At 32.2% G+C, this 25,151-nt stretch carries 20 protein-coding genes, 1 pseudogene and 1 riboswitch; of the genes and pseudogenes, 11 read left to right on the forward strand and 10 right to left on the reverse strand.

Annotated elements, in window-relative coordinates; genetic code table 11:
• Positions 1-24 precede the first annotated feature (24 nt).
• The 3 genes from ACWOA3_RS00110 (at position 25) to ACWOA3_RS00120 (ending at position 2,188) form a co-directional block, all read left to right on the forward strand.
• The gene (locus tag ACWOA3_RS00110; RefSeq protein ID WP_456883736.1) at positions 25-714 is read left to right on the forward strand and encodes a response regulator transcription factor; all 690 of its coding nucleotides are present in this window, start codon (positions 25-27) and stop codon (positions 712-714) included.
• Between the two features lie 20 nt (positions 715-734).
• Positions 735-1,763, forward strand: a complete 1,029-nt coding sequence (locus ACWOA3_RS00115) for a HAMP domain-containing sensor histidine kinase (RefSeq protein WP_456883737.1) — start codon at positions 735-737, stop codon at positions 1,761-1,763.
• Between the two features lie 167 nt (positions 1,764-1,930).
• Positions 1,931-2,188, forward strand: coding sequence for a metal-sensitive transcriptional regulator (locus ACWOA3_RS00120; protein ID WP_003146744.1), 258 nt, complete (start codon positions 1,931-1,933; stop codon positions 2,186-2,188).
• A gap of 127 nt (positions 2,189-2,315) precedes the next feature.
• Here ACWOA3_RS00120 and ACWOA3_RS00125 read toward each other — a convergent pair whose 3' ends face one another.
• Together ACWOA3_RS00125 and ACWOA3_RS00130 are read right to left on the reverse strand one after the other, a co-directional pair.
• Complete coding sequence (locus tag ACWOA3_RS00125; RefSeq protein WP_003146743.1) at positions 2,316-2,612, reverse strand: rhodanese-like domain-containing protein; 297 nt, start codon at positions 2,610-2,612, stop codon at positions 2,316-2,318.
• Positions 2,613-2,639: 27 nt separating this feature from the next.
• Positions 2,640-2,945: a rhodanese-like domain-containing protein gene (locus ACWOA3_RS00130; protein ID WP_442566334.1), complete on the reverse strand. Its 306-nt coding sequence runs from the start codon at positions 2,943-2,945 to the stop codon at positions 2,640-2,642.
• A gap of 318 nt (positions 2,946-3,263) precedes the next feature.
• Here ACWOA3_RS00130 and ACWOA3_RS00135 point away from each other — a divergent pair, with 318 nt between their 5' ends.
• The gene (locus tag ACWOA3_RS00135; RefSeq protein ID WP_456883738.1) at positions 3,264-6,152 is read left to right on the forward strand and encodes a hypothetical protein; all 2,889 of its coding nucleotides are present in this window, start codon (positions 3,264-3,266) and stop codon (positions 6,150-6,152) included.
• A gap of 61 nt (positions 6,153-6,213) precedes the next feature.
• Here ACWOA3_RS00135 and ACWOA3_RS00140 read toward each other — a convergent pair whose 3' ends face one another.
• Positions 6,214-8,394, reverse strand: a complete 2,181-nt coding sequence (locus ACWOA3_RS00140) for a cation:proton antiporter domain-containing protein (RefSeq protein ID WP_456883739.1) — start codon at positions 8,392-8,394, stop codon at positions 6,214-6,216.
• Between the two features lie 455 nt (positions 8,395-8,849).
• On the opposite strand from ACWOA3_RS00140, the gene ACWOA3_RS00145 reads away from it, so the two are divergent.
• Complete coding sequence (locus ACWOA3_RS00145) at positions 8,850-9,464, forward strand: CadD family cadmium resistance transporter (protein WP_456883740.1); 615 nt, start codon at positions 8,850-8,852, stop codon at positions 9,462-9,464.
• A gap of 11 nt (positions 9,465-9,475) precedes the next feature.
• Positions 9,476-9,814: a Cd(II)/Zn(II)-sensing metalloregulatory transcriptional regulator CadX gene (cadX, locus tag ACWOA3_RS00150; RefSeq protein WP_003146735.1), complete on the forward strand. Its 339-nt coding sequence runs from the start codon at positions 9,476-9,478 to the stop codon at positions 9,812-9,814.
• 146 nt (positions 9,815-9,960) lie between these two features.
• Here cadX and ACWOA3_RS00155 read toward each other — a convergent pair.
• Positions 9,961-10,188, reverse strand: a pseudogene (locus ACWOA3_RS00155) (transposase); the annotation flags it as partial.
• A 16-nt stretch (positions 10,189-10,204) separates the two neighbouring features.
• Here ACWOA3_RS00155 and ACWOA3_RS00160 point away from each other — a divergent pair.
• Complete coding sequence (locus ACWOA3_RS00160; protein WP_456883915.1) at positions 10,205-10,477, forward strand: tyrosine-type recombinase/integrase; 273 nt, start codon at positions 10,205-10,207, stop codon at positions 10,475-10,477.
• Between the two features lie 183 nt (positions 10,478-10,660).
• Here ACWOA3_RS00160 and ACWOA3_RS00165 read toward each other — a convergent pair whose 3' ends face one another.
• From ACWOA3_RS00165 to ACWOA3_RS00190, 6 genes are all read right to left on the reverse strand, one after another.
• Positions 10,661-11,425 (reverse strand): ABC transporter ATP-binding protein, encoded by a 765-nt coding sequence (locus ACWOA3_RS00165; protein WP_456883741.1) that lies wholly within the window; start codon positions 11,423-11,425, stop codon positions 10,661-10,663.
• Entirely contained in the window at positions 11,425-12,399 is a 975-nt protein-coding gene (locus ACWOA3_RS00170) for a FecCD family ABC transporter permease (protein WP_003146731.1), read from the reverse strand. The genes ACWOA3_RS00165 and ACWOA3_RS00170 overlap by 1 nt, the downstream gene beginning before the upstream one ends.
• A gap of 238 nt (positions 12,400-12,637) precedes the next feature.
• Positions 12,638-13,597, reverse strand: coding sequence for a heme ABC transporter substrate-binding protein IsdE (gene isdE, locus ACWOA3_RS00175; protein WP_003146730.1), 960 nt, complete (start codon positions 13,595-13,597; stop codon positions 12,638-12,640).
• Positions 13,598-13,607: 10 nt separating this feature from the next.
• Complete coding sequence (locus tag ACWOA3_RS00180) at positions 13,608-14,924, reverse strand: heme-binding Shp domain-containing protein (RefSeq protein WP_456883742.1); 1,317 nt, start codon at positions 14,922-14,924, stop codon at positions 13,608-13,610.
• A 262-nt stretch (positions 14,925-15,186) separates the two neighbouring features.
• Positions 15,187-17,169, reverse strand: a complete 1,983-nt coding sequence (locus tag ACWOA3_RS00185; RefSeq protein WP_456883743.1) for a hypothetical protein — start codon at positions 17,167-17,169, stop codon at positions 15,187-15,189.
• Between the two features lie 85 nt (positions 17,170-17,254).
• Positions 17,255-21,544 (reverse strand): peptidase, encoded by a 4,290-nt coding sequence (locus ACWOA3_RS00190; protein ID WP_456883744.1) that lies wholly within the window; start codon positions 21,542-21,544, stop codon positions 17,255-17,257.
• Positions 21,545-21,875: 331 nt separating this feature from the next.
• Positions 21,876-21,973, forward strand: a riboswitch (TPP riboswitch).
• Positions 21,974-22,113: 140 nt separating this feature from the next.
• Here ACWOA3_RS00190 and tenA point away from each other — a divergent pair.
• The 4 genes from tenA to thiE are packed head-to-tail and all read left to right on the forward strand — an operon-like array spanning position 22,114 to position 25,014.
• Complete coding sequence (tenA, locus tag ACWOA3_RS00195; RefSeq protein WP_456883745.1) at positions 22,114-22,794, forward strand: thiaminase II; 681 nt, start codon at positions 22,114-22,116, stop codon at positions 22,792-22,794.
• Between the two features lie 3 nt (positions 22,795-22,797).
• Positions 22,798-23,595 carry a bifunctional hydroxymethylpyrimidine kinase/phosphomethylpyrimidine kinase gene (gene thiD / locus ACWOA3_RS00200; RefSeq protein ID WP_003146723.1) on the forward strand — a complete coding sequence of 266 codons (798 nt, stop codon included), beginning with the start codon at positions 22,798-22,800 and terminating at the stop codon, positions 23,593-23,595.
• A 2-nt stretch (positions 23,596-23,597) separates the two neighbouring features.
• Positions 23,598-24,380, forward strand: coding sequence for a hydroxyethylthiazole kinase (thiM, locus tag ACWOA3_RS00205; RefSeq protein ID WP_456883746.1), 783 nt, complete (start codon positions 23,598-23,600; stop codon positions 24,378-24,380).
• A 1-nt stretch (position 24,381) separates the two neighbouring features.
• Positions 24,382-25,014, forward strand: a complete 633-nt coding sequence (thiE, locus tag ACWOA3_RS00210) for a thiamine phosphate synthase (RefSeq protein ID WP_456883747.1) — start codon at positions 24,382-24,384, stop codon at positions 25,012-25,014.
• The last annotated feature ends 137 nt before the right edge of the window (positions 25,015-25,151 follow it).

The raw sequence follows: 25,151 nt of genomic DNA on the forward strand, positions 1-25,151 counted from the left end.
CTATTTTGATAAGAGGAGTTAAATATGGTTAATAAAATTTTATTAGTAGATGATGAAATAGAAATAACGGAGATAAATAAACGATATTTAGAGCAAGGTGGATATGATGTTGATATCGCTAATGATGGTAAAGAAGCTTTAGAGAAATACAAGAAAAATAAATATTCTTTAATAATTACTGATATAATGATGCCAAATATGGATGGTTATGATTTAATTAGCGAAGTACAGTATTTAGATTCTGAGCAACCATTTTTATTTATAACAGCGAAAACAACAGAACCAGATAAAATTTACGCTTTAAGTTTGGGGGCGGATGACTATATAGTAAAACCATTTAGTCCAAGAGAATTAGTTTTAAGAGTTAGAAATATACTACGTAGAATTGAAAAAAATAGTAGTGAAAATATTTCAACTTTAGGTGATTTAAAAATTAACTATAATAGTAGAATTGCTATGGTAAATGATAGACAATTAGAACTAACCGTGAAATCTTTTGAATTATTATGGCTACTGGCTAATAATCCAGAGCATGTTTTTTCTAAAACAGAATTGTATGAAAAAATTTGGCAAGATGAATATGTAGAAGATGCAAACACTCTAAATGTGCATATACACTCTTTAAGAAGAATTTTAACAAAATATTCAACAGAAAAAACACCGAGTATAAAAACTGTATGGGGTCTAGGATACAAAATGGAAAAACAAGTTTAAAAATGGAAAGGAAATATAGTATGAAATTAAAAGATTATATTATTGTTGGATATATTTTATCATTTTTAATAACTATTATGGCTGTTTTTTGGGCTTCAAATTTAATGTTAATTGAAAAAAAAGATACATATTTTATAGTTGTGATTACAATAATTGCAGGACTAATTGGAGCTACAATTAGTATTATATTACTAAAAGGTGTATTTAAGTCATTACGTGTACTAAAAAGACAAACGATTAGTATAAGTGAGAAAAATTTTGATATTAGCAATACTGTAGAAGGTCCTACTGAGTTTAGAGAATTATCATTATCATTCAATGAAATGGCAAAACATTTAAAAGAAAGTTTTGAATCATTGGAAGAAAGTGAAAAAGAAAAATCTCTTATGATAGCCCAGTTATCTCATGATATAAAAACTCCTATAACTTCAATTCAATCAACTGCGGAAGGAATGTTAGATGGAATAATAAAGGCAGAAGAATATAAATATTATCTAGAAACGATTTGTCGACAAACAACAAGATTGAATAAACTTGTTGAAGAATTAAATTATTTAACATTAAGTGTAAAAGATACTAGTGAAGATGATAAAAATGAAACCATATTTTTAGATAAATTATTGATTGACTGTATGTCAGAGTTTAAGTTGCGAGCAGAAAAAGAAAAAAGAGATATCTATATTAAAGTTATTCCTGAGAATGCCAAAATAGTAAGTAATTACAATAAAATGCAAAGAATTATCGTGAATTTAATAGGTAATGCATTTAAATATTCACCAAGTGGGACAAAAATAGAAATAGTAACTGAAATAAAAAATCAAGAATTATCTATTTCTATAATTGATGAAGGTTGCGGTATAAAAGAAGAAGATATTGATAATATTTTCAAAAGATTATATCGTGTTGAAGCATCAAGAAATTTGAAAACTGGTGGTTATGGCTTAGGTTTGGCAATAGCGAAGCAATTAGCCTTACAAATTAATGGAGACATATTAGTAGAAAGTGAGTATGGAAAGGGTAGTAAATTTACCTTGAAAATTAATTGCTAATACACTGAGTATATAAGGAAATCTTAGAATCAGATTTATTATTTTGAAAGAATAATTGGAATTAGATTTTTAGGAATTTTCAATATAAAAACATACAAATTTTTTAAATTTTGACAAAATAAATTTTTCACGGTATAATGAAAAAAAATCTACTGAGGAAAATAAATATGGCAAAATCGAAGTATATTACGCGCCTTAAACGTTCTGAAGGACAACTTAGAGGGATTCAAAAAATGATAGAAGACGAGAGAGATTGCATTGATATAATAACTCAATTAAGTGCGGTTCGTTCAAGTGTTGATCGTGTTATTGAGTTACTAATAACAGAAAATCTTATGGAATGCATTAATAATCCTTTAGAAAATCCTGTAGAGCAGAAAGAAAAAATAGAGAAAGCTATAAAATATATAGTAAAAAATAAGTAGTTTAAAGAAATAATAAAAAGTCTTGTTCCTAAATAATCTTAGGTACAAGGCTTTTTTGATGATGTATTAATTTTATACTAATGAGAATTTAGTATAGAAAAAATTGGTTGTTTTTATTGTTTAATACTTAATTTTTTTCTCCAGGCCAACTATTCATACCACCTTCGATATTTGTTACATTGAATCCTTGAGCTTCTAAAAAATCATATGCTTTAGCTGAACGTCCACCCGCTTGACAAATCACATAGTATTTTTGACTTTTATCTAATTTTGTGAATTCTATACCTAGACTACTCAGAGGAAAATTTTGAGAAGAAGGGATATGTCCTGCTTCGTACTCGTGGCTTTCTCTTACATCGAGAATCGTAAGTTCCTCATTATTATACTTTTTATAAAAATCTTGCATTGAAATATTATTTTTCATATCTTGTTCCTTTCAATATTAGTAATTTTAGACTATTTTGCCTTTCCATGCATGCATACCGCCTCTAATATTTACAACATCGTAGCCTTTCTTTTTTAGTTTTTTTGCAGCAAGTTTACTTCTAGCTCCAGAGTGACAAATGACATATACTTTTTTATCTGTTATTGGTGTAAATTGACCAATTTCATTAAGTGGAACATTTTTTGCATTTTTTATATGTCCTCTTCGAAATTCTCCAGGTGTTCTTACATCTATTAATTGAATATTTTCTTTAAGCTTTTGTTCTAGCTCGATAGTAGAAATACTATCTACTTTTGTGAATAAGAAAAACATTATTATACCTCCTAATATACCCTTATGGGGTATATTAAACCATGAAATAAAGGATTTGTCAAAAAAATTGATTTGAATATATATATTAAGATTGATAAGTTACTAATAAAATACAATTTAAATTAAAATGAAAGGAATCTATTATAAATTAAAAATTTTATAATGATGATAAGATGAAAAATGAAAGTTATTTCTGAAAATAAATTTTCAAATATTTGGGTGATATATACTTGACAAATAAGAAAAATAGGAGAATAATGGAAGAGGAAGTGACCTTCATTTTTATAAAAAACAACCAACAATTTAGGAGGAAATTAAATGAAAAAAATATCAAAGGTAGCTACTGCCAGTGTACTATTATTTACATTAGCGAATCCACTAGCTGTATTTGCTGAGAATAAAGTAGGTAATATTTCAGAAACAAGTAGTAATAAAACAACACAAGACCTTACTATTACTTCAGAAGAAGTCAACGGTGATATAGTATTTCATGTGACTGCACAGAGAGATACTTATGAAGCTATTGTATATGCAAAAATTAACGGAAAAAATTATACTTATAATTTGGGTAACTTAAAAAAAGGTCAAGTATCTAAGATAGTTCAACCAGATGTAAGTATAAATAACAATAATGCTTCTATTTCAAAAGAAAGTAATAAAGGAAGAGTACTACCAAATACAAGTGCTGTAAGAGAATTAGTACAAAAAACAGTTTTATACAATAATGAAATAAATGGAAATGTGATTGAAGCAAAAGTTGTATACAAAGTATATGAGCTAGTAGAAAAGAATTCAACTCAAAAAAACGAGAAACCAGAGGCTTCAGAACCAAAAGCACCAAAAGCGGAAGAGCCAGCTGTAGCACCGAAAGCAGAGGAACCAGCAGCGTCATCACCAAAAGCCGAGAAACCAGTGGTTTCAGCACCAAAAGCAGAGGAAGCAGTGACACCAGCACCTAAGGTAGAGAAACCTGTGTTATCAACACCAAAAGCAGAGGAACCTGTGGTACCAGCACCAAAAGCGGAGGAACCAACGCCATCAGTGACAAAAGCAGAGAAACCAGCGACACCATCACCGAAAGCCGAGAAACCAGTGGTACCAGCACCAAAAGCGGAAGAGCCAGCAACGTCAGCACCGAAAGCAGAGAAACCAGCGTCTCCGGCGCCAAAAGCAGAGGAACCAGTAGCTCCAGCACCGAAAGCCGAGAAACCAGTGGTTCCAGCACCAAAAGCAGAAGAGCCAGCGACACCAGCGCCAAAAGCAGAGAAACCTGTGGTTTCATCACCAAAAGCAGAGGGACCAGCAGCTCCAGCACCAAAAGCGGAAAAACCAGTGGTACCAGCACCAAAAGCAGAGAAACCAGTGGTACCAGCACCAAAAGCAGAAGAGCCAACGACACCAGCACCAAAAGCGGAAGAGCCAGCAACGTCAGCACCGAAAGCAGAGAAACCAGCGTCTCCGGCGCCAAAAGCAGAGGAACCAGTAGCTCCAGCACCTAAGGTAGAGAAACCTGTGGTTTCAACACCAAAAGCGGAAGAGCCATCAGCTCCAGCACCAAAAGCAGAGGCACCAGCGGCACCAGCACCAAAAGCAGAAGAGCCAACGACACCAGCACCAAAAGCGGAAGAACCAACAGCTCCAGCACCAAAAGCAGAAGAACCAACGACTCCGACACCAAAAGCAGAGGCACCAGCGTCTTCAGCACCAAAAGTGGAAGAGCCAGCTGCAACACCAAAAGATGATACTCCGTCTGAAGAAGTAGCACCTAAAGATGAAAAACTTGAGGAAGCCAAAAAAGATGGAAAAGAAATTATTGAAAAAATTGCAGCTTCAAAACATAGTGAAATAGAAAAAGTTAAAGATGAAGCAGAAAAAGCTAAGTTAGAAGCTAAATTAAAAGAATTAAAAGAAGCAGGATTAGAAGCGATAAATAATGCTAAAAATCATGATGCAGCTGTAGATGCTACGGATGAATATCAAACTAAAATTGATGAAATTAATGTTCCAGGTGAAGAATTACCAGCACCAAACTATAATAAAGAAAATTTAACAAATGGCCGTAATGAAGGTACTACTATTGACAATGGAAGTACAGCAATAGGTCATGGGTCAGGTGAAGCTACATCAACAACTCCGACACAGCCTGCCACTGAAGAAAGACCAACTTCACCAGCAACTTCAACACAACCTGCTTCAACTTCAGAGGGAACTTCTAGTTTCAGAAATGCTCCTCAAGTTCAAGTTAGAGCAAGAAGAGTAGCACGTGCGGCAAATCAACCAGAAGGTACGGTAAACATAAGTTATAATTATGATGGAATGCCAGATATTAATGGATTTTTATCTGATCCAGGAGAAAATAATACAGTAGCTATTTCAAATTCAGCAACTGAAGATGAAGTGAAAGAATTAGTTAAAGCAAAAATTCAAGCTAAGGCTCAAGAATTAGCTAAACATGGATATAAAGTAAAAGAAGAAATAGTATTTGAGCAAGATACTAATGTGAAGAACTTTAATTATGTAGTTACTTTCACTAAAGAGAAAACAGGAACTACAGGCTTCAGAATCGCTCCAGAAGTTCAAGTTAGAACTAAAAAAGTTGTAAAAAGAGATTTATCTAATAAAACTAAAAAAATAAACATCTATTATAATCTAACAGCTCTTAAAGATATTGCGGGGGCATTAGGAGAATTAGGTGGAGAGAATATGCTTACTTTCCCTGGCAATACACCTAAAGAAGAATTAAAACGAGCTATTGAAGAAAAAACAAAAGCCCAAATTGAAAAATTGAAAAAACAAGGTTTTAAAGTTGTTTCAACTACTGACTTAGATCAAATCGTTGAAGGTGGAGATAGCTATGATTATGTTGTAGAATTCACAAAAGAATCTAAATCTGCATCAGCTAATAATTCAGGTTTTAGAAAAGCACCTGCAACACAAAGAAGGGCAAAAAGATCAACAGAAGCACAAGAAAATGTAAATATTAATATTTACTTCAACTTAAAAACTTTACCAGGAATAGCTGGAGCATTAGATGTAGATAAAGATACTACTATACAACTTCCAAAAGACGCCAGTAAAGAACAAGTAAAAGAAGTTATAAAAGATAAAATTGCTAGAGTGGAAAAACGAGGATACAAAGTAAGTGATTTTTACTTCGGAGCAAAAACAGAACATGCTTATGATTTCGTTGTAGAATTTAAAAAATAACCTAAAATAAAACTGACCCCAGAGTTCAGATAATAATCTAACTTGAGGTCAGTTTTTTATTTTATTCTTCTTCAGTTTCACGAGGGAAAATCATCGATTCACCAAAGTTTAAGTTACGAAGAGTGGTGTAGGTATCTTCTAGAGAAATATAATTTAATTTTCTCATCGTTAATACTCTATATTTTAAAAGTCGAACTGCTTCCATTTGAAGTTCTTTAAGTTCTTCTTCAAAATCAATGTCTTCTAAAAATACTTCAAATAAGGTGAATGAGTAGTATCTGTATACGTCTTTAACGAATTCTGCAGTATTTTCATCAGAACATTTTTCTTCAATGACGTCATAAGCTATCTTAAGAAGAGCGTCTCTTACAGTAGGAGAGCAATCAATAATAGCTTGGATTTGATTCGAAGAAGCTTCGGCTCTTTGTTTAATTTCATCTAATTTACTTGCGAAGTTTCCTTTTCTTCTTTTTGGAACTTTTTCTTTAAGTTTTTCATAAAATTCAGGAGTTAGATCTTTAGCTACAAAATGACGAGTTAAACGACGTTTTAGATTAGATTCTTTTACATATATTCTTAAATTGAGTAATAAGTTTTTTGATATCGAATATGTGAACAATAAAGATTTTCTAAGTTGCATAATTTTAGAAATTTCTAAGATTTGCTCCATGTTAGGATTGTCCTTAAGTATTTCGGGGAGAGCTTTGTCTTGTGCTTTCATTATTTTTTTGTGTAATAACAATGCTTCATTTGCATTCTCAAATTTCCCAGTCTGCATGTCTCTAAAGTATGCTTTTAGTTCGTGTAAACTTTTTAGTTCGATAGCATAAGCAACTTTTTCTTCGATAGATTTCTTAGAAATATCACGTTGTTTTAGTTCCTCAAGTGTTCCTTCTAGGATTTTTTCACGAAGAGAGTATTGAGTATATTCTTTTTCTTCATCTTCTCCTTTAACAACAAGAGGAAGGGCGATTGTACCGATAACAATACTTAGTAACACGACATTACTCGCAATGAATAGGATGGTATTTCTAAGTGGAAAGGTATCCCCAGTAGCAGTTACAACTGGAATCATAAGTGCTGTAGCAAGTGTTACTGTACCGTGAATACCGCATAAACTAGCAATTAAAGAATAGCTAAATCTAGAGTAGTCATCTTTCTCAAATTTTCTATTTAATATTATTTTTGCTGTTTTTCTAGCAGTTGTGAAATGATGAGGTTGGAATGATACGTAGTTGAAATATACAAATCCAAATCTGACTATCATTAGACCTAAAACAATAACTAATGAAACAATGAAGCCATATACAATATCAATCTCTCTATAGTTAAACATTGTATGATATATCTCAGGGAGTAAATATCCTAAAAATGTAAATACGAATCCATTAAGAACATAACTTGCTATTTGTTGAGTACTATCTATAGTTACTGCAGCATCACTATTTATAGCAGAAAGTAAGTGAAGACTTCTTTGGTAGTTGTAAACTAGAGCTGTAATTACTACAGCTACGATACCAGAGACACCAATATGTTCTGCAAAATAGAATACTATAACTGGTGTTATTAATTGAAAAATAACTAAAATATTAGATTCATCAGCAAACTTTGTTGAGAATATAAACTTAATATAAGAGAAAGCTATCCCAATAATAAGTCCAAAGATTGCTCCACCGCCAGCAACTACTAAAAATTTATATCCTGCATTTGTGACAGAAAACGTGTTAGTAAGAACAGCTGCTAGAGCTATGTTAAATGATACAAGACCAGAAGCATCATTAAGAAGTGATTCACCTTCTAATATAGCCATAAGTCCCTTAGGTAGTTTCATTCCTTTAGTTATTGATTTAACAGCAACAGCATCTGTAGGTGATAAGATAGCGGCTAAAACAAAACAGGCTGCCCAAGGAATCATTGGAAGCAATAAATGAATTATACTACCGACAACAATTACCGTCACAAGAACTAAAAATATTGCCATATATATAATTGGTCGTTTATATAGCCAGATATTCTTTAAGGACGTGTTGAAACCGTCTGTAAACAATAATGGAGCAATAATTAACATCATAAACATTTCTGATTCAAACTCAAAATGAAGTGGGAGATTAGGAATAAATGTTACAGCAGCACCAAGTATTATTTGGAATAAAGCCGCGGGAATACGTGGAAAAAGATTATTTAAAAATGAACCAAGTATTACAATTATGACAAATATACCTAGGGTAGTTAGTATTTCCATAAAAAACTCCTTTGTAATTATTTAATTATTTATTTGTACTAATTATATTTTACAATTATTTAGCACTAAAATCAATGATTATACAATCTGTAAGAAGATAATAATGAATATGTTAAAACATTAATTTTAGTAGTTTTAGAAGAGATGTTATTTTCTATTTTTTAGAGGTTAAGTAAGGGTTTCAGTACACATCAATAGACGTCAAAATATTGATTTTAAATGATTTTTGACTTTTTGAAACTCATTACATCGTACTATAAATCAATAAAAACTCTACCTTTTTTAGATAAATATATCAGTTGGATATTGAAGTTAAGCCCTGCTATCATTTCGATGGCAGGACTTTTTAATATTTGGTACACTAACTCTTATCTATATTTTGGTGAAGTTGAAGTTGATATCTACAAAGTTTAATGTTAGAATATATTCAAAAATATATTTGAATGAGGTGTTTTATGATTCAAAATGTTGTTACTTCAATAATCCTGTATGCAGGGACAGCCGTAGACTTACTTATTATCCTAATGTTATTTTTTGCCAAAAGAAAAAGCAGAAAAGACATCATTAACATCTATTTAGGACAATTTCTAGGCTCTGTTAGTCTAATATTGCTAAGTTTGCTTTTTGCATTTGTCTTACATTATATTCCTAGTAAAGAGATTTTAGGTTTGCTCGGTTTGATTCCAATTTTCTTAGGTCTCAAAGTTTTGCTTTTAGGAGATTCTGATGGAGAAGCTATTGCCAAAGAAGGGTTGCGCAAAGATAATAAAAACTTGATTTTTCTAGTCGCTATGATTACTTTTGTAAGTTGTGGTGCTGATAATATTGGTATCTTTGTCCCATATTTTATTACATTAAATTTAGCGGATTTGATAGTAGCTTTATTTACATTTCTAGTCATGATTTATCTCTTGGTTTTCTCTGCCCAAAAACTGGCACAAATCCCATCTGTTGGAGAAACTTTGGAAAAATATAGCAGATGGTTTATTGCCGTTGTTTATTTAGGATTGGGGATATATATTCTGATTGAAAATAACAGTTTTGACATGCTATGGACTATGTTAGGATAGGAGAAAATATTATGAAAAAAGATAGTATCTGCCAAGTGAATATTATAAATCAACAAAATGTTACAACCGCAATGAACTACCTTGAAAAGGAAAAAGTCCAAAAATCACTTCGCATTTTAACAAAGTTTACCGATAATAAACAGATAAATATCATTTTTTATCTCCTTGCTGTTGAAGAACTCTGTGTCTGTGATATAGCCTGTTTACTAGATCTCAGTATGGCATCTGCATCCCACCATCTTCGTAAACTAGCCAATGAAAACATCTTGGACACTAGAAGAGAGGGGAAAATTATATATTATTTTATAAAAGATGAGGAAATTAGAGATTTTTTTAATCAACTAGGATAACAACTATTTTTACTACTTTACTATGATTATATATACGACTTATCTATGAAATTTTTTGATGAAAATTACTCACAAGAAATACCTACTCGTATCATGTTGATACTGTCAATAAGTATGTTTAAACACTCAAGTAGAGTTACGGAGTATTAATCAAATAAGTTTTCGAGTGTGTCATAATATTGGTCAAACCCTTTATGAATTCGTTGGCTTTGCTTGAAATTATAATCTTCAAACAAAGTAATTAAGTAACGTTCCAGAGACTCCTTGTTAGGAAAAACCTTCTTTTTCGTTTGACGTTTGATTTCTTTATTAAGAGACTCAATGAGGTTTGTCGAATAAATGCTGTGACAAATCTGGTAGTGAAACCGATAATATGCACTATTATAACCTATTTATACATTTTTATTTTATCAAAACTGGACATTCTTATTTTATTATTTTCAATTAGTAAGTCTAGGATCACCAGATTATGGTTTCCATTTGTTCCGACACACTCATGATTCAATGTTGCTTAATGCAGGCACAAATTGGAAAGAACTCCAAGTCAGAATGAGGCATAAGTCAATGTCAACTACTATGGATACTTACGCAGAGTTAGCACCTCAAAGAAAGCTAGAAGCAGTCAGCATTTATTTAGATAAGATTGCTGAATTAATTTATTAACTACTCTAGCTTCCGCTCTACCTTTTGAAGGCTAAATCCTCATAAACGTTGATATAACAGTATTTAAAGGCTTCTGAAATAACATTAACAACCGTTACAGATATAAAATTATCGCTATATCAAAATAATAATATTCTGATATAGCGATTAATTTCAAATTTTTCATATTATTAACTTTATTAATTACCAACTAATTACTTTTCCATCTTCTATTTTAATATCAGAATCATAAAGTTTGTTTAGAAGCTCTTCATCAAAGAAGTTCTCAGCTTTATCATTTTTTATAACTTTCCCATCAAGAAGAGCAATAATATTATCACTGTATGCTAGTGCTTGATTTATATCATGTAGTACCATGATAATAGTAATTCCTAAAGATTTATTAAGATCTCTAACAAGTTGCATTATAGATTTTTGATATTTTATATCAAGGAAGGTTGTAGGTTCGTCTAATATAATAATATCGGTGCTTTGTGCTAACGCCATTGCGATGTAAACACGTTGAAGTTGACCACCTGATAACTCATCTACACGTTTATCTCTATAGGCTTTTAGATTAGTTTTTTCAAGAGCAAATTCAATTTTTTCAACATCACTAGCGTTAGGTTTATAAAAGAAAATATTTTGATAAGGAAGTCGAGCGAAACTAACCATATCATAAACAGTAATTTCTCTTGGAGTTTCATTTTTTTGATAAACAATTGCAAGAATACTCGCAAGTTCTTTTAATGAATATGAATTCAGTTCCTTACCTTCAATTTTTATACTTCCAGAATTATAGTTTAAATTTTTTGCTAATATTTTTATAAGTGTACTTTTACCACAACCATTTTTACCAAGTAGGGTAGTAATTTTACCTTTTTCAATATCTACATTAAGATTTTCGAAAAGAGCATTTTTATTATTGTACTTAAACGTAAGGTTATTAATCTCTATAATATTTTCCATTAACTTACTCCTTTCTTAACCAAAATAATAAATGCAGGTCCACCGATAATCATCATTATTAAATCAGCAGGTATTTCAATTGGTGCGAAAATAACACGACCGATTGTATCGAATAATAGTAGAATAAATGCTCCAAGTAAAGCACTAAATGGAATAGTATAAATATGATTTCTTCCAATTATTATCTTAGCGATATGAGGTGTAATAAGAGCTAAGAAGACCATAACACCAGCTACCGCTGTAGAAACAGAAGCAAGAGCTACCGCAACAAATGAAATTAATAAACGAATCACATTAATATTAATTCCTAGTGAACTAATAATATTATCATCTAAGGCGAAGATATTACATAGTTTTGCTAAGAAGAAACTGATAATTAGTAATACAGGAATCCAACTTAGTAATAACGAAACATCATCCCAGTTTTTAGTTCCCAAACCAACAGTTTTGAATGTAGATGACGTAGTAGAGTTAGCTGCATTCAAGTACTGTATAGAACTCAGTATTCCTGTGAAGAAATAACTTATCGCAATACCGATTAAAATAATTTTAACATTGTTTTTTGTTCTACCAGCTAAGTAATAAATGATTAAGAAACCAAGGACACCACCGATGATAGAAAATACAGACTTAAATATCATAAATTGTGGAAATATTCCTAATCCTAAGTATAAAAATAGGTTGGCTCCACTAGAAACACCAATAATACTAGGATCGACAAGCGGGTTCTTTAATACTGTTTGTAATAATAAACCACTAACTCCAAGAGCAGCACCAACCAAAATAGTGATGATAATTCTTGGGAAACGAACGTCGATAATGGCATTAACATTAGCATATTCACCGGTAAAAATACCAACAGCTAATTGCCCGACACTAGCTTTTATACTACCACTGTTCGCTGCAAAAAATATTGTACTTAATAAGAGTAAAATAAGAACAGAAAAAGTGATTGCTTTTTTGTTTTTAAACATTAAGAACCTCCTTATATAGTTTATATGTTTAGTATATCATATGTTGTTTTTAATTTGAATTATATAAAAAGGGAGTGACTCAAAAATCGTGATTTCGTAGAAATCGATTTTGTCGAGTCACCCCCGCACAGTTTATTAGATATCTAAAAAGCTTTCATAAAGCGAATTTAGATATCAATAAACCACTGCGTCTATGAGTCCTCATATGAACCATGTTAAATTTTAGGACTTTTAAGTATTAGTTACTATAGAAAATACTGTATAGACTTTCTAATCCTTTTTGGTAATCGTATGTAGCTGTCATACCAAACATTGAGCTATCTAAATCGACAACTTTATTATTTTTTACCGCATCAAAGTGAGACCAACTCTTATTGTTTTCAAATTCTTTTTTAAACATTTCATTTACATTATCAGGCATAGCATGAGCAGTACGTAAAATAAAGTCTGGTTTATCATTTAAAGCAGTTTCTATGTTTAGATTTTTAAACTCTTCAGTACCTTTAATGATATTTTCACCACCGGCTAATTTTACAAGGTTACCAACATAAGATTTCTCTGTAGCAGCTAAGTAACTTCCCGGTAAGCCCATAAGAACAAGAACTTTTGGTTTCTTCTTATTAGCAATTTTTTCATTGAATTTAGCGAAGAACTCATCATGTTCTTTTTTTAATTCTTTGAATTTTTCTGTTTTACCAAATTCTTTTGCAAGATTTTCTGTTACTGTATATAATCCGTTAACACTACGAACATCTACAAATTTATAAGGTATTTTATTTTTTTCGAATCCTTCTTTTATCCAGTCTTGTAAACTATCTGGAGCATATACGATAGAAGGATTAATAGATTTGATAACTTCCATATTTGGATTCATAGGAAGCCCAATTTGAACAGTATTATCATATCTTTTAGGCATACGACCTAATTTTGTAGTAGGGACACCTGCTAATTTGATATCAAGAACATTAGCAATTTGAGCTAGAGCTACAGAGTCCATTACTACACGTTTTCCATTTTCTTCTTCAGATTTTTTGTCTTTATTTACACCAGTTAGGTCTATCGTTTCATTAAATGCTTTATCAGCTAAATTAGGATCAGTTCCAGTTGTGTTACCAGCTTTATTTTGTGATGAACAAGCAGTAAGTACTAAGATACTAGCCAGAAGTAGTGTAAATAGTAGGGATAGTTTTCTTTTCATGAATTATCTCCTAATTATTTTTTCTTTTTTTAAGAGCAAAGAAAGCTCCGGCAACTATTACAAGAACTCCGATACCTCCGCCAACATAGTAAGGTACGTAGTTTGTTTCTTTAATAGCTTCCATATCTAAACCATCATTTCCGTTTTTAATAGTATCAGTATTAACTTCTACGAAATAACGAACAGGACGATTCATAGGTTCTACATACATTTGTACCATAGCTAAGAAGTTTTCATTTGGTACTTCGAATCTATAGTCAACATAGCTATCTTTATATTGTTCAATGTTAACTTTTGTTTCAGTAGCAGCAACTTGTTTGAATTCTCCATCTTTTTGAAGAACTTTAATGAAAGGACCTTGTTCTTTACTACGTTGAACCCAATTCATTAGGTGAACACGCACAGTTGCGTATAATTTACCATCTTTTGTACGTTGAAGCATAGCTTTAGACCAACGTTTTTCACCATTAGATTTTTGATTTTTAAGAGCCTCATTAAGGTCTCCACCTGCGTTAATAGGTGAGATAACTCCTTGTACCATACCTTCACCGATAGCTGTATTTTTAGTACCACCATCAGCTGTAACTCCAGTAAGAGGGTTTAGATATGAACCTGTGATATCAAGGTTATAAAGACCAGGATTTTTTGTTTTTTGATCATCTTTGAAGTAATCTTCTAATTTTTTAGCAACAAATCCTTCTGGTGCTTTATTTTCATCTTTTTTATCTTTGTTTTCTTCTTCTTTTTTCTTATCTTCAGCTTTTTTCTCTTTGTCTTTAGAAGAATCTTCAGAACCAGATACTAGGTTAGCTGCTGACCAGTTAAATTTAATAATAGCATTTTGTGATGCATCTCCACCCATAATTTGGTTCATGGCATCAACGGCAACTCTAACACCGACTTTGTCAGGTTTAGCTTCACCAAAATTAAAGCTTAGAGTTCCTGGATATGTACTAGTACCACCATCTAAGTTAGTATCGTTATAAGTACTTGTTACTGAAGCTGCAGTTAGACTACCAGAAAAAATTGGAGATGAGTAGATGCTAAGTGATAATAAGTGACCGTGCATATTACTGAAATCCATCGGAGTGAATTGTATAGAAATAGTAGAGGTGTTATTATCATGAACATTTACAGTAGCATGTGTAGCTAGAGCATTATTTCCCATAGAAAGACGACCACTGTTTTCAGAGTGCCACAGCTCTACAGGAACGCTATATACTCTATCAGCCGCGTGTACAGTTTTAACGAAAGGTACATTACTAGATGTAATGATAAATGTTAATGTAGCAATAACTATCGTTAACAGTTTTAAAACTCGTTTCATTATAAAAACTCACTTTCTTTTATATTATTTAGTTTTTAATAAGAGGGAGTGACTCAAAAATCGTGATTTCGGAGAAATCGATTTTGTCGAGTCACCCCCGCACAGTTTATTAGATATCTAAAAAGCTTTTATAAAGTGAATTTAGATATCAATAAACCACTGCGTCTATGAGGTATCATATACACTTTTTTAAAATTTAGGACTTTTGGGTAAATTTTTACGGAATCGATAATAGTAAGCTAATTTAGCGGATATTATCTTATTACTTTTGTTTTCTTCTACCAACAAGAACTGCACTTATTAAAGTAAGAGCTCCTGCAAGGATTGATGAAGATGTTTCTAAACCAGTGTTAGAAAGTCTACCGTTGTTTAGACGTCCACCTTTTGGAGTTAGAGCAGGATTACCGTTAGCACTTGATCCTGGTTGACCACCATCAATAACTGCAGTACCTTGTCTTTCTGTGGCATTAGACCAGTTTAGGTTAAGAATAGCATCTTTCTTACCAGCACCCGGCATAATGCTTTCCATTGTTGGAACGAATACAGAAACAGGAATGTTAGTTAATTTTTCGTGTGATGTAAAGTGGACTTCCACTTGGTTCATAGCGCCACCTGTGCTATAAACAGGGTATTCAGTTCCATTAACCCAGAAACGAGTAATACCGTCTGTAAGAGTTCCTACTTTAATATTGTGGAAACGAACTTTGTAGTGATATGTATCACCATGTTTGAATACAGTGATTCCATCTAATGCTGCATTCCCCATAGATGCACGACCTGATTCATAAGCGTTTAATAGAGATGCAGTAACGTTATCGAAGTATGTAACTTGTGCTTCAGAACCTTGACCTTGAGGTGCAGCAGGAAGTGGTGTAGTTGGTGTAGAGATTGGTGAAGTAGGTTGATTTCCTGGTTTTCCACCTGGATTAGATGGCTTAGGAGTGTAGCCACTGTTACCTGGTTTTCCACCAGTTATTGGTTGTCCTTGTTGTTCAGTTACACTAGACCAGTCAAATGATAAAGTAGCATTTTGTGTACCACCACCTTGCATGATTTCTTCCATAGCTTGAACAAATACAGAAACAGGAACTGATGATAGTTTTTCAGTTGATGTGAAGTGAACTTCTACTTGATTGTTTGATCCTCCAGTTGGATTAACAGGATATTCAGTACCGTTAACCCAGAACTTAGAAATTCCACCAGTGAAACCTTGAGTTGAAAGGTCGTGGAATCTTACGATGTAGTGATATGTATTTCCTTCTTTATATACAGTTACATTACTATGTTCTAAAGCTGCATCTCCCATAGATTTCTGACCAGGACGATAAGCATTTAGCAGTGAAGCTTTTACTCCTTTATAGTAAGTTGCAGTAGCTGCAGGAGTAGGTTTTGGAGTAGGTGTAGTTACTACAGGTTTAGCTGGTTTAACTGGCTCTGTAGGTTTAGCAGTTTCAGCTGGTTTTGTAGTTCCTGAATCAGCTGGTTTACTTGTTGTAGGTTCCACCGGTTTATTTGAAGGCTGAGTATTTTTAGGAGTTTCAGGTTTTGTAACAGGTTTAGTTTCAGCAGGTTTAGCTGGAGTTGGTTGAGTATCAGCTACCGCATTTAATGCATTGCTTAAATCAAATTTTAGAATCATTCTTTGAGTTCCAAATGTTTCACCAAAAGAAGCCATAACTGGAACGTAAACTTCAGTATAAGTTTCTAATTTGTTATTTGAATCGATTTTGTTTTTATCCACGCTATATGAAAGTGTTTTTGGATAAGCAGTACGTTCAGGGAATTTCTTTTTATATGTTTCTATAAAGTTATCAGTTTCATCAGTACTATAATATTCAACTATAGTAGCAGGACTAAATTCATTATTTTGAATACTGTTACGATTTGCATGAGTTTTAGGACCATTATAGTATTTTAAATCTCCTAAGTAACCGTTTAAACCACCAAATGTAATCGGTTGAAACGATACATTTACAAAATATTGACCATTTTGAACAATTAATTTAATTTTAGAGTTATCTAAACCAGCGGCAGCCATAGATGGTTCACCATCTGCTCCGTAGAATTTAAGAGCTTCAACAGTAATATCATATTCTCCGTCAGGAAGATTTTTTATATCTTTTGCTCCAACGGCATTATTTTCTATAGCAAATGTAGCGTTGCTTTGTGTAGAGTTCTCGACCACAGCAAGGGTTGAGATGATGGTTGCTGCAGATAGAACTTTTAATAATTTATTTGCTTTCATCTTATTTTGCTTTCTCCTTATATTTCTTTATACATGACTTTATACAAAGGGATAATTTATCCCTTTGTATAAGAGTTTTTTTATTTTATTTGTTATTTTTTCTGCGTAGAACTAGAGCAGATAATAATACTAGTGCACCTAAACCAACAGTTGTTGTTGAACTTACTCCAGTATTAGCTAATGCTTTAAGTCCTTTAGCTACAGTTTGTGAAGTTTTTTGAACAGCAGTTTTTTCAGCCTCAGCTTTTTTATCTTCTTTGTGTTCATTTTGTCCAAAGATATCTTGTGTTGATGGTTGTGCTTGTTCTTTTGCTTTTTGCTCTTTGTTTAAATCATTGATATTGAATTCTGGTAATTCAGGTTGAACAAGAGCATCACCTTTTTCTGCTTTTGGTTTTTCGCTTAATGCTGGAGCTTCAGGTTGAACTGGAGTTTCTCCACTATTTGGTTTAGTTTGAGTACTTAGTTTATCTGATGGTTTGTTTTCAGAAGGTACAGGTGTTACAGGAACAGGTGTATTCTGATCAGAAGCCACAGTTTTTGATTTTACAATTGTGTATAAACTGAAGTGGTTAGTGAAGAATGTAAGTTTTCCATCTTTATAAACACTTGGTACTTTTTCTAATTTATTACTATTTACATAGTAAACTTCTAATTTTTCATCTTCATTAGCTACAACAGCTATTGTAACTGCACGAGTTTCTCCTTGTTTATTGATTGTAGTTCCTTTAGAATCTGTGAAGTGTAAGTCTATTGTTTTAACAACACTTAGATTTTCACCTGCTTTTTTAACAAGTTCTTCAACTTTTGCAACAGTTTCTTTATCAGCTTTTTCAACTGAGAAGTTAGATGCTTTTACAGTAGAGTTATCAAATGAAACTTTGATTTCTTCTGATGAACCATTTTCTACAACTTTAGCAACTAATGTATCTTTAAGAGATGCAGAATTAACTATTTCTTTAAGTTTTGATGCTTCTTCTTTGTTTACATCTTTGTCAGTAGCGATATTAGCTAAGGCTACTTTTTTAAGCTCTTCTAATTTTGCTTTTTCTATTTCAGCTTTAGCAGCAGCTTCTTTTTCTAATCTTTCTTTTTCAAGACGATCAGCTTCAGCTTTTTGAGCTTTTTCTTTTTCAAGTCTTTCTTTTTCAGCTTGAGCTTTAGCAGCAGCTTCTTTTTCTAATCTTTCTTTTTCAAGACGATCAGCTTCAGCTTTTTGAGCTTTTTCTTTTTCAAGTCTTTCTTTTTCAGCTTGAGCTTTAGCAGCAGCTTCTTTCTCTAATCTTTCTTTTTCAAGGCGATCAGCTTCAGCTTTTTGAGCTTTTTCTTTTTCAAGTCTTTCTTTTTCAGCTTTTTGAGCTTTCTCTTTTTCAAGTCTTTCTTTTTCAGCTTGAGCTTTAGCAGCAGCTTCTTTCTCTAATCTTTCTTTTTCAAGACGGTCAGCTTCAGCTTTTTGAGCTTTTTCTTTTTCAAGTTTTTCTTTTTCAGCTTTAGCAGCAGCTTCTTTTTCTAATCTTTCTTTTTCAAGACGATCGGCTTCAGCTTTTTGAGCTTTTTCTTTTTCAAGTTTTTCTTTTTCAGCTTTAGCAGCAGCTTCTTTTTCTAATCTTTCTTTTTCAAGACGATCAGCTTCAGCTTTTTCTCTTTCAAGTCTTTCTTTTTCAGCTTGAGCTTTTGTAGTTTCATCTTTGTGTAATGATGTTACTTGATCAGCTGTTAGTGGAGTAGCACCATCCCAATTGAATTTAAGTGTTGCTGCAACATTTGAATGACCTTTTAATGGTTTTCCGTTTACTGATACTGAGAATGTAATAGTTTTTTCAGTTAATTTTTCATCACTTGTGAAGTGGAATACTTTTTCATGACCTTCACCACCAAGATCAGTTCTTTCAGCTGCAGTACCATCAATAGTTAAAGTATCTACAGTTCCTACTAGAGTATTGATATCTAAGTCTTTAAATGTTAAATAGTAGTTGTACTTATTATTTACTTTTTCAACACGAGTTTTTTCATGTACTAATGCACCATCTGCCATTGAAGTTCTATTAGATTCATGAGCATTATTAATTATAGCTGGAACTAAGTTATTTGCAGTTTCTTCTTTAACTTTTTCTGCAGCAGGGAAGTCTAAAGAAATAGTATTTTCAGCATTTCTTTCTTCATATCTAGGTTTAGCTCCACCTCTAGTTTGAACACTGATTACAGTATCTACTTGAATTTTATCTAGAAGAGTATCAGTTAAGATTTTTCCTTCTTTTAGTTTAGTTGCTGCGTCAACTTCAGTAAAGTTAATTTCAGTTCCTTTATAAGTAAGTTTAGAAACAGTAAATGGTTTGTTACGTAATAAGTAAGTAGAAGATTTACCTTCTTTTACTTGAATAGTGTATTGATATTTATCTCCAACTTTTTCAACTTTTACATCTTTAACAAATGCATCTTCGTAGATTGAACTTGAATCAGTTGTTCGTCCATTTAATTCGCCTTTAACAGTAGCTGGGAATGTAGTAGGAACTTTATCAGCAGCTACTTCATGATCAGGTACTGAAGGTTTAGCAGGTGTAACTTCTTTAGGTTTTTCTACTTTAGGGAAGTCTAGTGCTATTGTACTTTCAGCAGCTCTATCTTCGAATCTAGGTTTAGCTCCACCTTTTGTTTGTACATTTAATACAGCATCAACTTGGATCTTGTCCAGAAGAGAATCAGTTAAGATTTTCCCTTCTTTTAATTTAGTTGCTGCATCAACTTCAGTAAAGTTAATTTCAGTCCCTTTATAAGTAAGTTTAGAAACTGTGAATGGCTTATTACGTAATAAGAAGTTAGTAGATTTCCCTTCTTTAACTTGGATAGTATATTGATATTTATCCCCAACTTTTTCAACTTTTACATCTTTAACAAATGCATTTTCATAGATTGAAGCAGTACCAGTTGTTCTACCATTTAATTCAGCTTTTACTGTAGTAGGGAAAGTGTTAGGAACTTTATCAGCATCAACATTGTGGTCAGCAGCTGTTGGTGTAGCTGGTTTTGGTTCTTCTTTTGGTGTAGTTGGTGCAGGCTTAACTGGTTTAGGTTTAGCAGGTGCAACTACATCTTCTAATTTTACAGGTCTTTCCTTATAGTCAGTAGCTGTTTCATAGTATAGTTTTAATGTAACAAAGTGAGACATAAGAGCACCATTTGGATATGGAGCAGTACCGTCTAATTGAATTTTTTCTAATAGTTTATCAGTAATGATAGATCCTTCTTTTACTGAAGAATTTCCGTTTGTAGCTAAAGTAGTTAATGGAACATCTTTACCTTGGTATGCTACTTTATGTAATTCGAATGGATAGAATTCTCCACCTACATCAGCAAGACCTTTTTTGAATCTTAGAGTATATTTGTACTTATCTCCAACTTTTTCAACTTTAACATAGCTATCTAATGCAGAACCGTATAATGATTCTTCATCATTGTTGTTAGCATTTCTTAAATGTCCTTGAACGTGGATAGGGAAGTCTTTTTTAATAGTTCCTTTGTATTCAACGTCTTTATTAGGATTTTCGTAAGTTGCCGCTTCATAGTTGTTAGCAGTTACTTTTTTTCTAGCTAAAGATGATAAGTCAAATTTTAAAATCATTTTTTGAGTTCCAAAAGCTTGGTTAATTGAAGCCATAACAGGAACAAATACTTCAGTATATGTTTCTAGTTTATTGTTTGAATCGATTTTATTTTTATCTACATGGTAATTAACAGTTTTTGGATAAACAGTACGATTAGGGAATTTTTCTTTGTATGCATTTATGAAGTTATCAGTCTCATTAGTACTATAATTTTCAACTATTGTTGAGTCTTTATACTCAGGATCTTTAATTTCTTTACGATTTGCATGAGTCTTATCTCCATCATAGTATTTTAAATCTCCTAAGTACCCAGTAAGACCACCAAATGTGATAGGTTTAAATGAAACATTTACAGAGTATTCTCCATTTTTTACAATTAATTTTGTTTTTTCATTGTCGATTGCAGCTGCAGCCATAGAAGGGCTACCTTCTTCATGGAATTTTAGGGCTTCAGTGGTAATCTTATATTCTCCATCTTTTAAAGCTTTAACATCTTGAGCTACAGTAGCTGGTTCTTCAGCTTTAGGTGTTACAGGTGTTGCTGTAGCTGATGTTGTAGCAGGTGCTGTAGTAGAGCTTGCAGCTGGAGTAGCTGTTGTTGCAGTAGGTTTTGCAGTGTTCGATGAATTCGTAGTAGAAGTTGTTGTATTTGCTACAACTGGAGTTTCTTCTGCTGCGAATGCGAAACTATCTTGATCGTATGCTTCAATTGCTGCAACAGCAGAAAAAATTGCAGTTGCTGACAAAACTTTTAATAATGTTGTATTTTTCATAGTTGGTAAAGATCTCCTTTATATATAAGTTGTTGATTATTATTTAAATCTTTAACACTATTATATTACAAAAGATATGAAAAATAAAGATTAAAATGATAATTAATCTCATGTATAGTCTGAAATAGACAAAATTTCCTACAAAGTTTCATAGTAAATTCACGATTTCGACATATTTTATATATTTATCAACTTTATAAAATATAAAAATATTATTATTAAAAGTTTTTTGTGTTAATAGAATATAGTATTTTTTAAAGGGTTGTAAGCCCTTAAACCAATTTATTGACATTTGTAATTTTATGTGTTACGATTTAAAAAGTTAATGAAATATAATCACTGGGGGAGCCGTTTGGCTGAGATAACAAAGTTAGACCCTTTGACCTGATCTAGATAATACTAGCGGAGGAAATGTGAAATGATATAAAATAGAATTGTCCTATTAAATAGAATAATACACTATTACTCATATAAATTCCATGAATCTCCTGCGTTAGTAGGGGATTTTTTTCTTTTCCTAAAGTGGTAATATTTTATACTATATTTAATTATATTAAGGGGGATCACCTATGAAACAAATTACTGAAATTATGGAAGAGAAGGCATTGCCAATTGTTGATAAGATATATAATGATGGCTTTATTCAAGGTCTGATTCGTGCTGATTTATCTAAGGAAGCAGTGGAACATTATTTAAAAGCTGATGCTTTATACTTAGAAAATTTTAGTGATATTTATGCAATGCTTTTAGCTAAAAGTAATGATAAAGTTGAGAAAAACTTTTTCTTAGGTCAAATTAATTTTGTATTGAATGAAGAAATTGCAGCACATAAAAATTTAGCAGATTATGTGGGAAGAGACTATCAAGAAATAATAAAAGGTGGAGAGTGGTATCCATCTGCAGACCACTATATTAAACATATGTATTATAATGCTTTTGCATTTGGAATGGCAGAAACACTTAGTGCCATGGCACCGTGTCCATGGATTTATCAAATGGTTGCGAGAAAAATTTTAGCTAATCACAATTTAGCAGATGATCATCCATTAAAATTCTGGGTAGAGTTTTATGCGGATGGTTTAGTTGACGAAGTACTTTCTGAGTATCATAAAATAATTAATCGTGAAGCTGAATTCATGAGTGAAGAAGGGAAACAACGATTAATTAAAAACTTTTTAGAAAGTTGTGAACATGAACGACGTTTCTTTAATATGGCTTATACACAAGAACATTGGGGATTTGAGGTGTAGGATATGAGTAAACTTAATATTGCTTTAACTATTGCAGGAACAGATCCAACTGGTGGAGCTGGAATTATGGCCGATTTAAAAAGTTTCCAAGCTCGTGAAGTGTACGGAATGGCAGTAGTTACTAGTGTTGTTGCACAAAACACTCTAGGTGTTCAAATGATTAGAAACTTAGACTTAGATATACTAGAAGCGCAATTAAAAAGTGTCTTTGATGATATAACACCTAATAGTATAAAAACTGGAATGATAGCAAATGCTGATATGATGAAGCTGATTAAAAAATATTTACCAAAAGATATCCCATATGTTGTTGATCCAGTAATGGTTGCGACAAGTGGAGATAAATTGATAGATGATGTTGCTAGGAAACATCTAAAAGAAGAGATACTACCACTAGCTACTATTATTACACCGAATGTGCCTGAAGCAGAAGAAATAGTTGATTTTAAAATAGTAACTGAAGATGATGTGAATCGTGCAGGAAAATTCATTATTGATGAAGTTGGATGTAAGTCTGTAGTTATAAAAGGTGGACATCTAACAGGAGAAGCGAAAGATTATTTATTCTTAAATGATGGAACTAAGAAAGTGTGGACTAGTGAGAGATTTAAAACTAATCACACTCACGGAACAGGATGTACATTCTCAGCAGTTATTACCGCTGAATTAGCAAAAGGCAAAAGTATAGTTGAAGCTGTAGATATTGGAAAAAAATTTATTACTGCAGCGATTAAACATACACCAGAAATAGGTCATGGAAACGGACCTGTAAATCATATAGCATTTAAAGGAGATTTATAAATATGACAAGTTTAAAATTATTAAAAGAGAAAGCACCATTAGTGATTTGCATCACTAATGATGTAGTAAAAAATTTCACAGCAAATGGATTAGTAGCATTAGGAGCATCACCAGCGATGAGTGAGTATCCAGAAGATCTAGAAGATTTATTAAAATATGCTGGAGGATTATTAATAAATATAGGTACATTAACTGATGAAACTTGGAAATTATACCAAGAAGCATTGAAAATTGCTGAGAAGTATAATGTTCCTGCAGTATTAGACCCTGTAGCATGTGGAGCCGGAGCATATAGAAAAAAAGTATCAGATGATTTAATAAACAATTATAAACTAGCAGCTATAAGAGGAAATGCTGGAGAGATTGCTTCTTTAGTTGGAATAAATGTAGCTTCTAAGGGAGTAGACAGTGCAGGGGTAGATAATATTGATGAAATTGCCTTAGCAGCAAATGAGAAATTTAATATTCCTATAGTAGTAACTGGGGAAGTTGATGCTATTGCTGTTAACGGTGAGGTAGTAACTATCCATAACGGAAGTGCAATGATGCCGAAAGTTATTGGAACAGGGTGCTTATTAGGAGCAGTTCTAGCGAGTTTTATAGGACTAGAAAAAGGACAAGAATTAAAATCTTTAGAAACAGCAATGTTAGCGTATAATATTGCCGGGGAAATGGCAGAAAAGCGTCCTAATGGACATCTACCAGGAACGTTTAAAGTTGAATTTATTAATGCGTTATATGAAGTTACTGATAAAGATATAGAAACATTTAAAAAGGTGAAATAAGATGTTTAATAAAGAACTTTTAAAATTATATTTTATTTGTGGAACGACTACTTGCTTAGGTAAGGATTTATATACAGTTGTTGAAGATGCTTTAAAAGGTGGTATAACTTTATTTCAATTTCGAGAAAAAGGTAAAGGTGTTTTAGAAGGTGAAGAAAAACTGGAATTAGCAATAAAACTTAAAAATCTTTGTAAAAAATACAATGTGCCATTTATTGTAAATGATGATATAGAGTTGGCATTAGAAATAGATGCTGATGGGGTTCATGTAGGACAAGATGACCTTGGTGTTGATGAGATTAGAAAACTGATGTCAAATAAAATAATCGGTCTTTCTATAGGAAATGAAGAAGAACTTAAACAATCAAAAGTTGAATATGTAGATTATGTTGGTGTAGGACCTGTATACGTCACACAATCAAAAGATGATGCAGGTGGTGCGATAGGATATGAAGGACTAGAATTAATGAGAAAATTATTACCTCAGATGCCATTAGTGGCAATCGGTGGTATTCAGACACAACATATTAAAGATGTTATGAAAACAAATGTCGATGGTGTGTCTATTATTTCAGCAATTTCATATTCAGATAATATTGAAAAAACAGTTCTTGAAATGAACGAACAATTTTAAAATTAGCCCTCCAAAGGAAAATCATCCCTTGATATTTTTCAAGTGATGGTACTAAGAGTAGAAGAAAAAATTTTTACCGGTTTTTTATTCTGCTCTTTTTACATTATCAATTGATAAATAAAATGATAAGTTATATA

It is taken from the genome of Gemella taiwanensis (genome assembly GCF_054054385.1).

Excerpts from the sequence above, each read along its gene's own strand:
- ACWOA3_RS00110 (WP_456883736.1), top strand. The coding sequence starts at position 25 with ATGGTTAATAAAATTTTATTAGTAGATGATGAAATAGAAATAACGGAG.
- ACWOA3_RS00115 (WP_456883737.1), top strand. The coding sequence starts at position 735 with ATGAAATTAAAAGATTATATTATTGTTGGATATATTTTATCATTTTTA.
- ACWOA3_RS00120 (WP_003146744.1), top strand. The coding sequence starts at position 1,931 with ATGGCAAAATCGAAGTATATTACGCGCCTTAAACGTTCTGAAGGACAA.
- ACWOA3_RS00125 (WP_003146743.1), bottom strand. The coding sequence starts at position 2,612 with ATGAAAAATAATATTTCAATGCAAGATTTTTATAAAAAGTATAATAAT.
- ACWOA3_RS00130 (WP_442566334.1), bottom strand. The coding sequence starts at position 2,945 with ATGTTTTTCTTATTCACAAAAGTAGATAGTATTTCTACTATCGAGCTA.
- ACWOA3_RS00135 (WP_456883738.1), top strand. The coding sequence starts at position 3,264 with ATGAAAAAAATATCAAAGGTAGCTACTGCCAGTGTACTATTATTTACA.
- ACWOA3_RS00140 (WP_456883739.1), bottom strand. The coding sequence starts at position 8,394 with ATGGAAATACTAACTACCCTAGGTATATTTGTCATAATTGTAATACTT.
- ACWOA3_RS00145 (WP_456883740.1), top strand. The coding sequence starts at position 8,850 with ATGATTCAAAATGTTGTTACTTCAATAATCCTGTATGCAGGGACAGCC.
- cadX (WP_003146735.1), top strand. The coding sequence starts at position 9,476 with ATGAAAAAAGATAGTATCTGCCAAGTGAATATTATAAATCAACAAAAT.
- ACWOA3_RS00165 (WP_456883741.1), bottom strand. The coding sequence starts at position 11,425 with ATGGAAAATATTATAGAGATTAATAACCTTACGTTTAAGTACAATAAT.
- ACWOA3_RS00170 (WP_003146731.1), bottom strand. The coding sequence starts at position 12,399 with ATGTTTAAAAACAAAAAAGCAATCACTTTTTCTGTTCTTATTTTACTC.
- isdE (WP_003146730.1), bottom strand. The coding sequence starts at position 13,597 with ATGAAAAGAAAACTATCCCTACTATTTACACTACTTCTGGCTAGTATC.
- ACWOA3_RS00180 (WP_456883742.1), bottom strand. The coding sequence starts at position 14,924 with ATGAAACGAGTTTTAAAACTGTTAACGATAGTTATTGCTACATTAACA.
- ACWOA3_RS00185 (WP_456883743.1), bottom strand. The coding sequence starts at position 17,169 with ATGAAAGCAAATAAATTATTAAAAGTTCTATCTGCAGCAACCATCATC.
- ACWOA3_RS00190 (WP_456883744.1), bottom strand. The coding sequence starts at position 21,544 with ATGAAAAATACAACATTATTAAAAGTTTTGTCAGCAACTGCAATTTTT.
- tenA (WP_456883745.1), top strand. The coding sequence starts at position 22,114 with ATGAAACAAATTACTGAAATTATGGAAGAGAAGGCATTGCCAATTGTT.
- thiD (WP_003146723.1), top strand. The coding sequence starts at position 22,798 with ATGAGTAAACTTAATATTGCTTTAACTATTGCAGGAACAGATCCAACT.
- thiM (WP_456883746.1), top strand. The coding sequence starts at position 23,598 with ATGACAAGTTTAAAATTATTAAAAGAGAAAGCACCATTAGTGATTTGC.
- thiE (WP_456883747.1), top strand. The coding sequence starts at position 24,382 with ATGTTTAATAAAGAACTTTTAAAATTATATTTTATTTGTGGAACGACT.